Annotated in this window: 11 protein-coding genes; 7 read left to right on the forward strand and 4 right to left on the reverse strand. The window is 59.1% G+C overall.

Annotation, left to right across the window (positions count from 1 at the left end):
* Positions 1–28: 28 nt before the first annotated feature.
* On the reverse strand, positions 29–1,144 hold the full coding sequence (locus DMP17_RS12300; RefSeq protein WP_337829365.1) for a YihY/virulence factor BrkB family protein: 1,116 nt from the start codon (positions 1,142–1,144) through the stop codon (positions 29–31).
* 2 nt (positions 1,145–1,146) lie between these two features.
* On the reverse strand, positions 1,147–2,139 hold the full coding sequence (locus tag DMP17_RS12305) for a DnaJ C-terminal domain-containing protein (protein WP_337829366.1): 993 nt from the start codon (positions 2,137–2,139) through the stop codon (positions 1,147–1,149).
* 190 nt (positions 2,140–2,329) lie between these two features.
* On the opposite strand from DMP17_RS12305, the gene pdxH reads away from it, so the two are divergent.
* The 6 genes from pdxH (at position 2,330) to DMP17_RS12335 (ending at position 8,735) form a co-directional block, all read left to right on the forward strand.
* Complete coding sequence (pdxH, locus tag DMP17_RS12310; RefSeq protein ID WP_337829367.1) at positions 2,330–2,941, forward strand: pyridoxamine 5'-phosphate oxidase; 612 nt, start codon at positions 2,330–2,332, stop codon at positions 2,939–2,941.
* Positions 2,938–3,948 carry a cation diffusion facilitator family transporter gene (locus tag DMP17_RS12315; RefSeq protein ID WP_337829368.1) on the forward strand — a complete coding sequence of 337 codons (1,011 nt, stop codon included), beginning with the start codon at positions 2,938–2,940 and terminating at the stop codon, positions 3,946–3,948. Before pdxH ends, DMP17_RS12315 begins: the two co-directional genes overlap by 4 nt.
* Before the next feature lie 53 nt (positions 3,949–4,001).
* Entirely contained in the window at positions 4,002–4,214 is a 213-nt protein-coding gene (locus DMP17_RS12320) for a DUF2093 domain-containing protein (protein ID WP_337829369.1), read from the forward strand.
* Between the two features lie 23 nt (positions 4,215–4,237).
* The gene (locus DMP17_RS12325) at positions 4,238–5,155 is read left to right on the forward strand and encodes a M23 family metallopeptidase (protein WP_337829370.1); all 918 of its coding nucleotides are present in this window, start codon (positions 4,238–4,240) and stop codon (positions 5,153–5,155) included.
* Between the two features lie 121 nt (positions 5,156–5,276).
* Entirely contained in the window at positions 5,277–8,378 is a 3,102-nt protein-coding gene (locus DMP17_RS12330) for a TonB-dependent receptor plug domain-containing protein (RefSeq protein ID WP_337829371.1), read from the forward strand.
* A 93-nt stretch (positions 8,379–8,471) separates the two neighbouring features.
* Positions 8,472–8,735 carry a hypothetical protein gene (locus DMP17_RS12335; RefSeq protein ID WP_337829372.1) on the forward strand — a complete coding sequence of 88 codons (264 nt, stop codon included), beginning with the start codon at positions 8,472–8,474 and terminating at the stop codon, positions 8,733–8,735.
* A 107-nt stretch (positions 8,736–8,842) separates the two neighbouring features.
* Here DMP17_RS12335 and clpB read toward each other — a convergent pair whose 3' ends face one another.
* Positions 8,843–11,434 carry an ATP-dependent chaperone ClpB gene (gene clpB / locus DMP17_RS12340; RefSeq protein ID WP_337829373.1) on the reverse strand — a complete coding sequence of 864 codons (2,592 nt, stop codon included), beginning with the start codon at positions 11,432–11,434 and terminating at the stop codon, positions 8,843–8,845.
* Between the two features lie 206 nt (positions 11,435–11,640).
* Positions 11,641–12,285 carry a TetR/AcrR family transcriptional regulator gene (locus DMP17_RS12345; protein ID WP_337829374.1) on the reverse strand — a complete coding sequence of 215 codons (645 nt, stop codon included), beginning with the start codon at positions 12,283–12,285 and terminating at the stop codon, positions 11,641–11,643.
* Between the two features lie 201 nt (positions 12,286–12,486).
* Here DMP17_RS12345 and DMP17_RS12350 point away from each other — a divergent pair, with 201 nt between their 5' ends.
* The gene (locus tag DMP17_RS12350) at positions 12,487–13,584 is read left to right on the forward strand and encodes an efflux RND transporter periplasmic adaptor subunit (protein WP_337829375.1); all 1,098 of its coding nucleotides are present in this window, start codon (positions 12,487–12,489) and stop codon (positions 13,582–13,584) included.
* The last annotated feature ends 13 nt before the right edge of the window (positions 13,585–13,597 follow it).

Here is a 13,597-nt window from a genome sequence, read left to right on the forward strand (position 1 = left end):
TGGTTAAGCGGTTTGTTGTTCAAGCGGTTTATTCGGGCGCGCTTTTACGCTCGCGATTATCCTCTTGTCCAACCCAATCATGTGTTTCTTGCGGCGATTCCGCTAGGGCGGCGTTCAATTCCGCGCCCATCACTATGCCAAGGCCGAGCAAGTAGAAATAGAAAAGCGCAATCATTACGCCTGCAAGGCTGCCATAGGTCAAGTCATAGGAAAATAAGGTCGCCAGCACCCAAGGGAGCGCCATCGTGACCAGCACCGACCATAAGGTGATGAACAAAGCCCCCGGCCATTTGGGATATTGGCCGCGCCGGTAGGGAGGGGGGGTGAGCGAATAAAAGAGCAGATAGGTGGAGACGAACAACACCAAGGCGGTCAGCACACGGCCTACCGCGATGGTGCCGAGCGTATCGAAACCGTCGGGCAGGATGCGCTCGACAAATTCGTCAATGCCGGTGACGAGCACCTGAAAGCTGAATGCGAACAGGAGCAGGAACACCGCGCCGATGATCACGCCGATCGCGCCCAGACGATATTCCCAGAACGGGCGCAGCAACTGTGTCCCGTAAGCGCGGCGCAATATGTCGCGGATGGTTTCGATCAGGCTGCCGACCGTCCATAAGCCGACCAGCGCGCCAATCCATAGCAAGGGTCCGGTGCGCGCCTGCAACACTTCATGCAGCGGCTCGACCAGCGCCCGCCCGACATTGGGCGGCATTTGCGCAAGGAGGCCATCCAAGATGCGTGCGCCTTCCGCGCCTTGGCCGAACGCGCTGAACAGCGCCATTGCGGTAATGAAGAAAGGAAACAGCGCGATCAGCGCCAGATAGGCAAGATTGCCCGCATGGATGAAGCCGTCATAATAAGTGCCGACAAGGACGCGCTTGCCGATTTCGAACGGGCGGGTGCCGGGGGCGACCCGCGCGCGGCTGCTTTCCCAGCGTTCGCGCCAACCACCATGTTTGGCCGCCTCGCGCTCTTCGTGCCGCGCGCGCAAGCGCCGCGCTTCGGGCGAAAGCGGCGAATGGCCGGTGGCGGCATAGGCGGTAAAAACCTCGTCGGGATTGTCCGCGACAGTCGCGGGGCTTAATGCGGCTTCGGCTTCTTCGGCCTCGCTGTCATTTTTCGGCGTTACCCCGTCGGTCATCGTCACACACCCAGATCGGCCCGCACCGGACGGTCATCCGACCAGCCCGCGACAAAATCCTGAAGCGCGCTATCGTCTTTGGGGAGGTCAATGTCGAGCGTCACCTTCTGGTCACCGCGGCTGCCATCCTTTTTGCTGAAGCCCTTGCCCTTGAGCCGCAAAGTCTTGCCCGAACTCGTGCCCTTAGGCACGGTGAGCATGACGGGTCCGTCCACGGTCGGCACCTTGACCTTGGCCCCTTCCACCGCTTCTTTAAGTGTAATCGGCAAATGCAAGGTCACATCATCGCCATCGCGCTTGAAAAAGGGGTGGGGCTTGATGCTGAGCGTCACAATCGCATCGCCTGCGCCGCCGGGGCCTTCCTGCCCCTTGCCGCGCAATTTCATCTGGGTGCCGTCCTCGACGCCCTTGGGCAGCTTCAGGTCTATCGTCTTGCCATCGGCCAGCGTGATGCGTTGCGGGGTCAAGGTTGCGGCATCAATGAAATGGACGGGGAGGCGATAGCTGATATTCGCGCCTTTGGGCGGGGGCGCGCTTTGACGGCGTCCGGCAAACGGATCGCCGCCACCTGCGCGCCGTCCGCCACCGCCGCCGAACAGGCCTTCAAACAGGTCGCTCAAATCGACACCATCGTCGGAAAAGCCGCCCTGTCCCTGATTAAAGCCGCCCTGCCCAAAGCCGCCTTGGCCGAAGCCTCCGCCTGCGCCGCCGAACGGATTGCCGCCCGCTTGGCCGCGACCGCCGCCAAAGCCGCCAAATCCGGCAAAGGCAGGATTGCCGTCCGCGTCAATTTCGCCGCGATCAAACTGGCCGCGCTTTTCCTTGTCGGACAGCAAATCATAAGCCTTGGTCACATCCGAAAATTTTTCGGCGGCATCGGGCTTATCCTTGTTGCGGTCGGGGTGCAGCTCTTTGGCAAGCTTGCGATAAGCTTTTTTGATGTCGGCCTCGGTCGCCGTTTTTGCGACACCCAATGTCTGATACGGATCGGCCATACAGCGCCCAACACCCCTTATACTATTCTGTTCCCTTTCATGTGGTCGGCATGAGGCAGAAGGTCAAGCAGGCAGGACAAGCTTTAATGGTCCGGGGGGCTATGAAGCTTGCGTAAAAAACGCTTTCCTGACAGCGCAAGCCCATGCGACAGGCTTTATCCCCCTCCGCACAGCGGCTATGGGAGCGGATATGACCGATACGCTGCAAGATCCGTTCGCGCTTTTCGCCCGCTGGCTTCAGGAAGCCGAAGCGAGCGAGCCCAATGACCCCAACGCAATGGCGCTCGCCACGGTCGATGCCGATGGCCAGCCGTCGGTGCGGATGGTGTTGTTGAAAGGGCATGGCGCGGAGAATGGAGCGCGTGGTGGTTTCGTCTTTTATACCAACCGCGAAAGCCGCAAAGGCGCAGCGTTGGAGGCCCATGCGCGCGCGGCCTTACTGTTCCACTGGAAATCCTTGCGGCGGCAGGTGCGCGTCGAAGGCGCTGTCGAGCGGGTCGATGATGCACTGTCCGATGCGTATTTTGCCTCGCGGCCAAGGGATTCGCAAATCGGTGCCTGGGCCTCGGACCAGTCGCGCCCGATGAAAAACCGCGCCGAATTTCTGGCCCGCATCGCTAAATATGCGGCCAAATATGCGATCGGTCCGGTGCCGCGCCCGCCGCATTGGGGCGGCTATCGCGTCGTGCCGGAGCGCATCGAATTCTGGACCGACCGCAAGAGCCGCCTGCATGAACGCAGCATCTATTTGCGCGATGACAGCACCGAAAGCGGCTGGCGCACGGAGATTATCTATCCATGAGCGGCGCGCATCTGAGGGGGGAAGCCAAGCTGGAGACCGGAATGGCGGCCAGCACGCACACCAGCATGGCGGAGCGCAATAGCCTCACCACCAAAGCGGCGCTGGCGAGCGCGTCGGTCGCGGTCATGCTGTTGCTGCTCAAAAGCTGGGCGGTGTGGCAGACCGGGTCGATGGCGATGCTGGGCAGTCTTGCCGATACCGCGCTCGACCTGCTTGCCTCGCTCGTCATGCTAGCGGGTGTCCGCATTGCCGCCCAACCGGCCGATGACAACCATCGTTTCGGGCATGGCAAGGCCGAAGCCCTTGTCGCCATGTTCCAGATCATCGTCATCACCGTGTCGGCCATCGGCATCGGCTGGAATGCGGTGGACCGGCTGCGGAGCGGGCAAGTCACCGCCAATGCCGAATATGGCATCGGCGTATCGCTCGTCGCGATTGCCGCAACCTTTGCGCTCATCGCCTATCAACGCCATGTGATTGCCCGCACCAAATCGGTCGCGATCAAGGCCGACAGCCTTCATTATGCAAGCGACCTTGCGCTCAACGGTGCGGTGATTGTCGCGTTATTGCTCGACCAGTATGCGGGGCTGACGGGGGCCGATCCGCTGTTCGGCCTGCTCATCGCGCTGTGGCTCATCTGGAGCGCATGGCGCAATGCCAGCGATGCGATCGACCAGCTTATGGACAAGGAATGGCCGGAGGATAAAAAGAAACGCTTTATCGACTTGGCGATGACCCATCCCGAATTGAAGGGCATCCACGATTTGCGCACCCGCACCAGCGGCGCGCATGATTTTGTGCAATTCCATGTCTGGGTTGATCCCGCCATGACCGTGCGGCACGCCCATGATGTGATGGATGCGGTTGAAGCCAAGCTGATGGCCGCATTTCCCGGCACCGAAATCCTCATTCATCCCGACCCCGAAGGGCATAGGAACCAGCTTGGCTATACCCCGTCGGAAATGGTCGAATATGAGGATGCGGCTTTGGAAACGCCGCCCGCATGATTGCCCCGCGCAACTTTTTGCGGTTAATATAAAGGATGGAATCGAGGAAAATCATGTTGATGTCCAACCACAACCGGCTTGCCACACTACGCTATATGGATGGCACGTTCCGGATCGTGACGGCGGGCGACCATGTGTTGTGCGCTATATCGGGACGGGCGATTCCGCTCGATGATTTACGCTATTGGTCGGTCGCCAAGCAGGAAGCCTATGCCAGTGCCCGATTGTCGGTCGAAGCCGCGCTCGGCATCAAGGCTAAGGACTGAAGCTGCATGGGATTAATGACCGCATGGGCGTGATCCGCCGCAAAGGCACGGGGCTAGCGCTCGCGGCCATGCTGTGCGCCGGATGCGCTGCGAGCGGTGACGGCAATGCGGCGCGCGATGCCGAAAGCGGAAACCGCGCGCCGGCCGCATCCAAACCCGTCGCCTCGGTGCCGATAACCCGCCCGGTGCGCAACGATTTTCTACTTCAGGGCGATATGCGCCAAGGCGGCCTCGTGCGCGGCCTTGCCCCAAGCGATACGGTCACATTATTGCTGAACGGCAGCGAAATCCCGCTTGCCGCCGATGGCCGTTTCCTTATCGGCTTCGACCGCGATGCGCCGCCGACCGCTAATTTGGTCGCCAAGCGGGTCAGGGGCGCGGATATAGTGCGCCCGCTCGGCGTCGCTGCTGGCGACTGGCGCATCGAACATATCAACGCGCGCGCCACCGGCAGCGCCAAGACCAGCGCCGAATTTGAGCGCCGCCGCGCGAGCGAACTCGCGCAAATGGGTGCCGCCCGCGCAACTATCGTGCGCAGCGAAGGCTGGCGGCAAAATTTCATCTGGCCGGTCAAAGGACGGCTGTCGGGCTATTTCGGATCGCAGCGCGTCTATCGCGGCGAGCCGGGCAATTACCATAATGGCAATGATATTGCGGTCCCCACCGGCACACCTTTTGTCGCGCCCGCTGATGGCGTGGTCATCCTTGCCGCCGATAAGCCCTTCACGCTGGAAGGGCTTATCCTGATGATCGACCATGGCAATGGCTTGAGCAGCGTGTTCCTCCATAATTCGCGGCTCGATGTGAAAACCGGCGATGTCGTGCGGCAGGGACAGCAGCTTGGGGCTGTCGGCGCAACCGGTCGCGCAACGGGACCGCATATGCACTGGGCGATGCGCTGGCGCGGCGCGAAAGTAGATAGTCTTCTGCTCGTGAAGTGATGCCTAATCATTGTGGCATAATGGTCACAGGCCTTAAGAAATACTGCAATCAATACCCTTCTTAACTTTACTCCGTGCGAAGTAACGTTATGCGATATGGTACGGGATGCGTGTAATGCGCATGAGCGCCAACAAAGTTGACTCACTAGGGGATGTTACGGGGGGGCGCGACCGGTTTGCAGTAACCAAAATATTAAGGGACTGGATCGTGAAGAAAAACTCAATCTTGCTTGCTGGTGTTGCGCCTGCAGTAATTGGCCTTGCGCTGATTTCGTCTGCAGCTTCTGCCCAGACTAACACCGCCGATGAAACGGCTCAAACGACTGCGGCTGATACGACTGCCAAGGAAACGGACGATGCCATCGTCGTAACCGGGTCTATTCTGCGTCGTACCAACACAGAAGCGCCCTCGCCGGTGACTGTACTGAGTGCAGAAACGCTGGAAGAGCGTGGCCTTAACACGATTGCTGAAGCTGTGCAGCGTTTGTCGGCGAACGGTGCCGGCACGATTACGCAGGGTTGGAACAACGGCAATAACTTCGCCAGCGGCGCGAACGCTCCGGCACTTCGCGGCCTTACCGTGCAGGCAACCCTGTCGATTTCGGACGGTCTGCGCATGGCTCCTTATCCGCTCGCGGATGATGGTCAGCGTAACTTCGTTGACCTCAACACGATTCCGAGCGCCGTTGTGGAACGCATCGAAGTTCTGCGCGACGGTGCATCGTCGACCTATGGCGCTGACGCCATTGCGGGCGTTATCAACGTCATCACCAAAAAGCAGATCCAGGGTCTGCACCTCGGCGGTTCGCTCGGTGTTTCCGAACGTGGCGATGCGGGTGAGCAGCGCATTGACGTGACGTGGGGCTATGGTGATCTTAACACCAATGGTTTCAACTTTTACGTCAGCGGCGAATATCAGCGTCAGGACGCGCTTTTTGCACGTGACCGCAAATATCCGTTCAACACGCAAAACTGGACTGAAATGTGCGGCCCGAGCGGTAGCTGCATGGCCAACAACAACTGGAACGGTTATACGCCTGAAAGCGGAACCTTTAACGGTTTGATCAGCATTCCCGGCGTCACCCTTGTCCGTCCGGTTTCGGGAACCAACCCGCTTACCGGTGCTGGCCGTTTCGAATTTTTGAACCCGGCTGCAGGCTGCCGTGGCTATAACATGCATAACAATACCGCTGGTTCGGGCACCGCTCCGCTGGCCGGTGTTTGCGAAATCGACTTCCAGAGTGATTACACCATGTATCAGCCGGAAATCGAGCGTAAGGGCCTGACCGCCCGCTTCACCGCCAATGTCGGTGACCGCGCACAGGTTTATGCAATTGCCAACTATTACCAGACGAAAACGCATGCGTCGTTCACGCCGCTTGGTTTCAACGGTACGCCGACTCCGCCGAACAATGGTGCACTCGCTTATAACGTGATGCTCCCGGTTTATGTCTGCGCAGGCGGTGTTGGTACGGCTAATGGTCTGAACACCGGTTGTAATGCAACCAACGGCACCCTCAACCCGTACAACCCCTATGCTGCTAATGGCCAGACTGCGCAGGCGTTTGTCCGTTCGACCCGTGGTCGTACGGTTGACACCAACTCGCGTGCTCTGCGTGGCGTTCTCGGTATCGAAGGCTCCTTCGGCGACGATTGGCGTTATTCGGCAAGCCTGACCGCTTCGGAAGTCCGCTTGAAGCGTTCGCAGGAAAATTACCTGATCCCGCAAAAGATTATGGATCTTGTTGCGCGCGGGGAATTGAACCTGATGGACCTGAACGCCAACTCGCAAGCGGTTTGGGATTATATCAGCCCTGTTAACAAGGTGACGTCGGTATCGCAGTTGTGGCAGATTCAGGCGACCATCGCCAAGGATCTGTTCGAACTGCCGGGTGGCCCGCTGCAGGCGGCTGTCGGTGTGTCGTATCGCGACGAATCGATTGACGCCCCCAGCTCGAACCCGGGCGTTCTGGGTAACCAGTATGACCGCTTTTATGGCATTAACTCGGTGGGTACTGCCGGTAGCCGTAATGTGAAGTCGGCCTTCTTCGAAATCGGTGCGCCGATTGTTGACCAGTTCGAATTGAACTTGTCGGGTCGTTATGACGATTATTCGACGGGTCAGTCCAATTTCTCGCCGAAAATCGGTGCGAAATTTACGCCGATCCCGCAGCTTGCAATTCGCGGCACCTTCTCGAAGGGCTTCCGTATTCCGAGCTTTAACGAATCGTTCGGTCTGCCGACCACCGGTTATGTGACCCGCCAGATCAACTGCACCACCTATGCAGCTTTCTGTGCGGCGCACGGCAACAATGCCTATGCTACCGGACAATATTCGATTGGTCTGACCCAGACGGGTAACACTGAACTGGATCCGGAACGCTCGACCGCCTTCACCGCCGGTGTGGTGATCGAACCGATCCGCAATGTCAGCCTGACGGTCGATTTCTGGCATATCAAGGTTAAGGACCTCATCACTGGCGTTACCGATACCAGTGCTGCCGAAGCTGCTTATTATGGTAATAACGGTGTGGTGAACATTCCGGGTATCGTTGTGGTTCCCGGCCAGCCTGACCCTGCATTCCCGAATGCGCTTCCGGTCATCGGCTTCATCCAGTCGTCTTACACCAACCAGGACAGCCAGACGGTTAGCGGTCTTGACTTTGGTGCCAACATCAATCTGCCGCTGAGCGACAATCTGACCTGGCGCAGCAACTTCGACGCATCCTATATGCTGAAATATCAGCTGACGACGGATGCGGGTGACAAGCTGCGTTACGACGGTACGCTGAGCCCCTGTAACATCACCTCTTGCTCGGGTTCGCCGAAATGGCGCGCTTCGTGGCAGAACACGCTGGAATTTGGCGATACGTCGCTCAGCCTGACGGCTTACTATACCAGCGGTTATGACACGGCTTCGATCGACTATGGTGGCATCAAGGGCGATTGCGAATATAACGCAGCAAACCATGCGTCGACGCAGACCTACGAAGATGGCACCCCGGTCGCTTGTAAGACCAAGGCAACTTGGAACTTTGACCTTACTGCATCGCAGAAGATCAACGACAAGTTCACCATCTACGCCAACGTCCTGAACGTCTTCGGCATCAAGCCCGATTTCGATCCGGCATCGGCTTATGGTGCTTATGGTTTCAACCCGGCTTGGCAGGGTCCGAACATCATGGGCCGTTACTTCCGCATCGGCGCGAAGGCTGAGTTCTAAGTCAAAAACATAATAAGAAAGGGCGGCTCCAAGGGCCGCCCTTTTTTTTCGTCGGCACCACGTGCCGCAACTAGCTAAAAGGCAAAAATATAAATGCGTATTATTCTGATGACAGCATTGCTGACCGCAGTACCGGTGACGGCGGTTGCCAAGGCGCCGGAAAATGACGCCAAAGTCGAAAAACCTGCAGCAGAGCGTAAAATATGCAAGCGGGAAGTTTCTACAGGCTCGATTATGGCGCGCCAAACTTGCCACACACAGGCCGAATGGGCACAATTGGAAGCAAGAGGCAAGTCGGACCTTGAGCGCACACGCGCTATGGAACGTTCACGTTCGCTGGTGAATGATAACCGTTAAACGGATATTGTTTCTACCGAACCGGAATATAAAAAAGCCGCTGGATTCCAGCGGCTTTTTCTATTCATTATGCCTCCATGCCATGCAGGCGGGATGGCGCCCTATCTTCACTCCACCTTCAACACCAATCCCCCATCGCCTTCATCGACCTTGACCGTTGAACGATCGGGGACTTCGCCTTTGAGGATCATGTCGGCGAGCGGGTCTTGCAGATATTTTTGCACCGCGCGTTTCAAGGGCCGTGCGCCATAGACCGGATCATAGCCGACCCGTCCGAGCCACGCCTTCGCGCTGTCGGTCAGGTCGAGCGTCACCTTGCGGTCAGCGAGCAATTTCTGTACGCGCGCCACTTGGATATCGACGATGCCGCCCATATGCTCCGCGCCCAAGCGGTGGAACAGGATGATTTCGTCGAGGCGGTTCAGGAACTCCGGGCGGAAATGGCTGCGCACCACGTCCATCACTTGCGGTTCGACCTTCTCGACCGTTTCGCCTTCTTTGAGGTCCACCAGATATTGGCTGCCAAGGTTGGAGGTCAGGATGATGAGCGTGTTGGTGAAATCCACCACGCGGCCCTGTCCGTCGGTGAGGCGGCCATCATCCAGCACCTGCAGCAGGATGTTGAACACATCGGGATGCGCTTTTTCAACCTCGTCGAACAACACGACCTGATAGGGGCGACGGCGCACCGCTTCGGTGAGGACGCCCCCTTCATCATAACCGACATAGCCCGGAGGCGCGCCGATCAGCCGCGCAACGCTGTGCTTTTCCATAAATTCCGACATGTCGATGCGCACCATCGCATTGTCATCGTCAAACAGGAAACCGGCGAGCGCCTTGGTGAGTTCGGTCTTGCCGACCCCGGTGGGACCCAAGAACAAGAAGGAGCCGAGCGGACGGTTGGGGTCTTGCAACCCCGCGCGCGAACGGCGCACGGCGGTGGAGACGGCCTTGACCGCATCCTGCTGGCCGATGACGCGCGCGGCCAATTGCAACTCCATCGAGAGCAATTTTTCGCGTTCGCCTTCCATCATCCGGTCCACCGGAATACCGGTCCAGCGCGACACCACGCCAGCAATATCGCTGTCGGTCACTTCCTCGCGCAGCATCGCGGCATTTTGCGTGTCGCCTGCCGCTTTCTGCGCTTCCTCAAGCTGCTTTTCGAGCGTCGGGATGGTGCCATATTGCAATTCCCCGGCCTTGCCGAGATCGCCGGAGCGTTGCGCCTGCTCCAGTTCCACGCGCGCCGCGTCGAGCTTTTCCTTAATCTTGGCCTCGCCCGCAATCTTGTCCTTCTCGCCCTGCCAGCGCGTGGTGAGTTCGGCGGATTGCTGCTCCAGATTGGCAAGTTCGGTTTCAAGGGTCGCCAGCCGATCCTTGGATGCGGCATCGCTTTCCTTCTTGAGCGCCTCGCGTTCAATCTTCATCTGGATGATACGGCGGTCGAGATTTTCAATTTCCTCGGGCTTGGATTCCACCTCCATGCGCAGCCGCGATGCGGCCTCGTCCATCAGGTCGATGGCTTTATCGGGGAGGAAACGGTCGGTAATATAGCGGTTCGACAAGACGGCCGCCGCCACCAGCGCGCCATCGGTGATGCGCACGCCGTGGTGGAGTTCATATTTTTCCTTTAGACCGCGCAGGATAGAAATCGTATCCTCGACCGTCGGTTCGCCGACAAATACGGGCTGGAAGCGGCGTTGCAGCGCGGCATCCTTTTCGACATATTTCTGATATTCGTCGAGCGTGGTCGCGCCGATGCAATGGAGTTCACCGCGCGCAAGGGCGGGCTTCAACAGATTGCCCGCATCCATCGCGCCTTCGGATTTGCCCGCGCCGATAAGCGTGTGCATTTCGTCGATGAACAGGATGATGTCGCCCTCGGCCTGCTTGACCTCGTCCAATACGCCCTTCAACCGCTCTTCAAACTCGCCGCGATATTTGGCGCCCGCGATGAGCGAGCCCATATCGAGCGCCATCAAGGTGCGGTCTTTCAATGTATCGGGCACATCGCCATTGGCAATGCGCAGCGCAAGCCCTTCCGCAATTGCGGTCTTGCCGACACCGGGCTCACCGATAAGCACGGGATTATTCTTGGTGCGGCGTGCGAGAATCTGGATGGTGCGGCGGATTTCTTCATCGCGGCCAATCACCGGATCGAGCTTGCCCGCATGGGCATCGGCGGTAAGATCGCGCGCATATTTTTTGAGCGCGTCATAGCGGTCCTCCGCGCCTGCGGTGTCGGCGTTGCGGCCCTTGCGTAGCTCGTTAATCGCGCCGTTCAGCGCCTCGGCACTGACGCCCGCATCCGCGAGCGCCTTGCCGCATGGCGAATTTTTGGCGAGGGTGAAGGCCTGAAGCAGCCGCTCGACGGTGACATAGCTGTCCCCCGCCTTGGTCGCGAGTTGCTCGGCGGAATCGAGCAGGCGCACCGCATCATTGTTGAGGCCGGGTGTCGATTGCGCGCCGGACCCGGATACGGACGGAATTTTGGCAAGCGCCGCATCAACGCCTTCGAGTGCGCGCTTGGGGTCGCCGCCTGCCTTGCGGATAAGGCCGGCGGCCATGCCTTGCGTGTCTTCGAGCAAGGCTTTCAAAATATGTTCGGGGGCAATCTGCTGGTTATTTTCGCGGATTGCGACGGTTTGCGCGGCTTGGAGAAAGCCTTTGGCGCGGTCCGTAAATTGTTCGAGGTTCATGAAACCGATCCCTGGATAGTGATGCTCTGCATCGGAATATAGTGTTGCCAATATGCAACACAAGGGGGTCAGATCAAGAAAAGCGAAGGATTTTCCGGCGCACAAGTTCGCCTGATTTTACAAGGCTAAGTGCGGGGAGGGGGAAGGGTGATTGCGGCGGTCGGGCGCGGTATTTGCACCACGCGCGCGCCAATCAGCAACATGCCTCAACACACTTCGAACGTCTCGCAGAAAAGCTGGATGCTCCACTCCAACTGCTGGCGTTCTATGCCGCCTTCATCAATGCCGACCAAAGTTTTGAAATGGGCGTCGGCAAAAATCATCGCGTTGAATAGCCGCGCGGCGGCGGCGGGGTCGGGGAAATTGGCAAGCCCTTCGCGGTTCCATGCGGTAAACAGGTCAGCGAGCTTCTGGATCGTCGGCAGATGCACGCCATGATACATGCCCACCGCAAAGTCGCGGTCGCGGAAACTTTCGGTGACAATCATGCGGGCAAGCGCGACCGTGCGGGGCGACTTCATGATCTCGAATTTGGACCGCGCAAAATGGGCGAGCGCGGCGGACGGGGGCATCGCCACTTCTTCGTCACCAAACGGGCAATGCTGTGCCTCGTCGCGCCATTGTTCGGCAATCGCGCGCAGCAGGCCTTTTTTATTGCCGAACATTTCATAGAGCGTTGCAAGCGATCCGCCCGACCGTTTCACCACTTCGGCAAGGCTGGTATTGTCATAGCCCTGCTCCAGAAACAAAGCCTCGGCCGCTGCGATAATCGCGCTTCGCCGTTCGTCGCGCCGCGATGCGGGCGAACCGGCCTTGGGACGGTCCTCAGGGCAATAGATTGTTTTGGTCACGATTTTTCTCTCACTACTCTCTTGCCAATTCTGTAATTTCGATTACAGGGCAATGCAACCCCTTCGCAGTTTCTGCGTTTGGACATCGGATTAAAATATCTTCAGGGTGATTTCATGAAAAGCGTCCGCCGCCTCCGGGTAGTTTACGGATCGGCCATCGCATTGGCGCTGGCTGCTTGTTCCCAAAGTGCGCCGCCGCAAATGCCGCCCGCCGAAGTCACGGTGGTGACCGTGAGCAGCGCGCCGGTTCCCAATGTCATCGAACTGCCCGCCCGTGTGCAGGCGTTCCGCACCGCCGAAGTGCGCGCGCGGGTCGATGGCATTATCGAGCGCCGCTTGTTTGACGAAGGCAGTTTTGTCGGCGCGGGCAAGTCGCTGTTCCAGATTGACCCGCGCCAGATGCGCGCGGCGTCCAATGCCGCCAATGCGAGCCTTGCGCGCGCGCAGGCTTCGGCCACCAATGCGCGGCAGGTGGTCAATCGCTACCAGCCCTTGCTCGCCGATCAGGCGATCAGCCGTCAGGAATATGAAGCGGCGATTGCCGCGCAGCGCACCGCCGAAGCCGATGTGCAATCGGCGCGCGCGCAGTTGGATTCGGCACGGCTCAATCTGGGCTATGCGTCGGTGACGGCACCGATTTCGGGTCGTGTCGGCCGCGCCCAAGTGACCGAAGGCGCGCTGGTGAGTGCGGGGCAGGGGACTTTGCTCACCACCATCGAACAGATTGACCGCGTTTATGTGAACTTTTCCCAATCAAGCGCGGACCTTATGGCGCTGCGCAACGATATCGGGTCGGGCAAGCTCAACCTGCCGCAACTGGAGCGGGTCGAAGTGCAGTTGGTGCTGGAAGATGGCCGCGTCCATCCGGTTGTCGGCCACCTCGATTTCCTTGACCTGTCGATCAATGAAGCGACCGGCACTGCGGCGTTGCGCGCCGAATTCCCGAATCCCGGCAATATCCTCCTCCCCGGCCAATTTGTCCGTGCGCGGATTTTGGCCGGCACCCGCCCCGATGGCGTGCGCATCCCGCAGCGCGCGGTCAAAATGGCCGCCGAAGGGGCGAGCGTGATGGTGCTGGACGCCAAAAATAATGCGACCGCGCGGCCGGTAAAGGTCGGCGAATTGTCCGACGGCCAATGGTCTATCCTTGAAGGATTGAAGCCCGGCGACCGGGTGGTGGTTGATGGCGCGCAAAAAATCCAGCCGGGCAAGCCGGTCAAGCCCGTGCCCTATAAGCCCGGCGCGCCTAAACCGCCTGCCAAGGCCGCGCCTGCCGCTGCGGCCCCTGCGAAACAATAACGGAAAAGGTCTT

The sequence above is a fragment of the Pseudonocardia sp. TMWB2A genome, assembly GCF_017312135.1.

What these genes read in the sequence shown, in the direction of transcription:
- DMP17_RS12325 (WP_337829370.1), top strand. Translation starts at nt 4,238, where the DNA reads ATGGGCGTGATCCGCCGCAAAGGCACGGGGCTAGCGCTCGCGGCCATG.
- DMP17_RS12300 (WP_337829365.1), bottom strand. Translation starts at nt 1,144, where the DNA reads ATGACCGACGGGGTAACGCCGAAAAATGACAGCGAGGCCGAAGAAGCC.
- pdxH (WP_337829367.1), top strand. Translation starts at nt 2,330, where the DNA reads ATGACCGATACGCTGCAAGATCCGTTCGCGCTTTTCGCCCGCTGGCTT.
- DMP17_RS12330 (WP_337829371.1), top strand. Translation starts at nt 5,277, where the DNA reads ATGAGCGCCAACAAAGTTGACTCACTAGGGGATGTTACGGGGGGGCGC.
- DMP17_RS12305 (WP_337829366.1), bottom strand. Translation starts at nt 2,139, where the DNA reads ATGGCCGATCCGTATCAGACATTGGGTGTCGCAAAAACGGCGACCGAG.
- DMP17_RS12335 (WP_337829372.1), top strand. Translation starts at nt 8,472, where the DNA reads ATGCGTATTATTCTGATGACAGCATTGCTGACCGCAGTACCGGTGACG.
- clpB (WP_337829373.1), bottom strand. Translation starts at nt 11,434, where the DNA reads ATGAACCTCGAACAATTTACGGACCGCGCCAAAGGCTTTCTCCAAGCC.
- DMP17_RS12315 (WP_337829368.1), top strand. Translation starts at nt 2,938, where the DNA reads ATGAGCGGCGCGCATCTGAGGGGGGAAGCCAAGCTGGAGACCGGAATG.
- DMP17_RS12350 (WP_337829375.1), top strand. Translation starts at nt 12,487, where the DNA reads ATGCCGCCCGCCGAAGTCACGGTGGTGACCGTGAGCAGCGCGCCGGTT.
- DMP17_RS12320 (WP_337829369.1), top strand. Translation starts at nt 4,002, where the DNA reads ATGTTGATGTCCAACCACAACCGGCTTGCCACACTACGCTATATGGAT.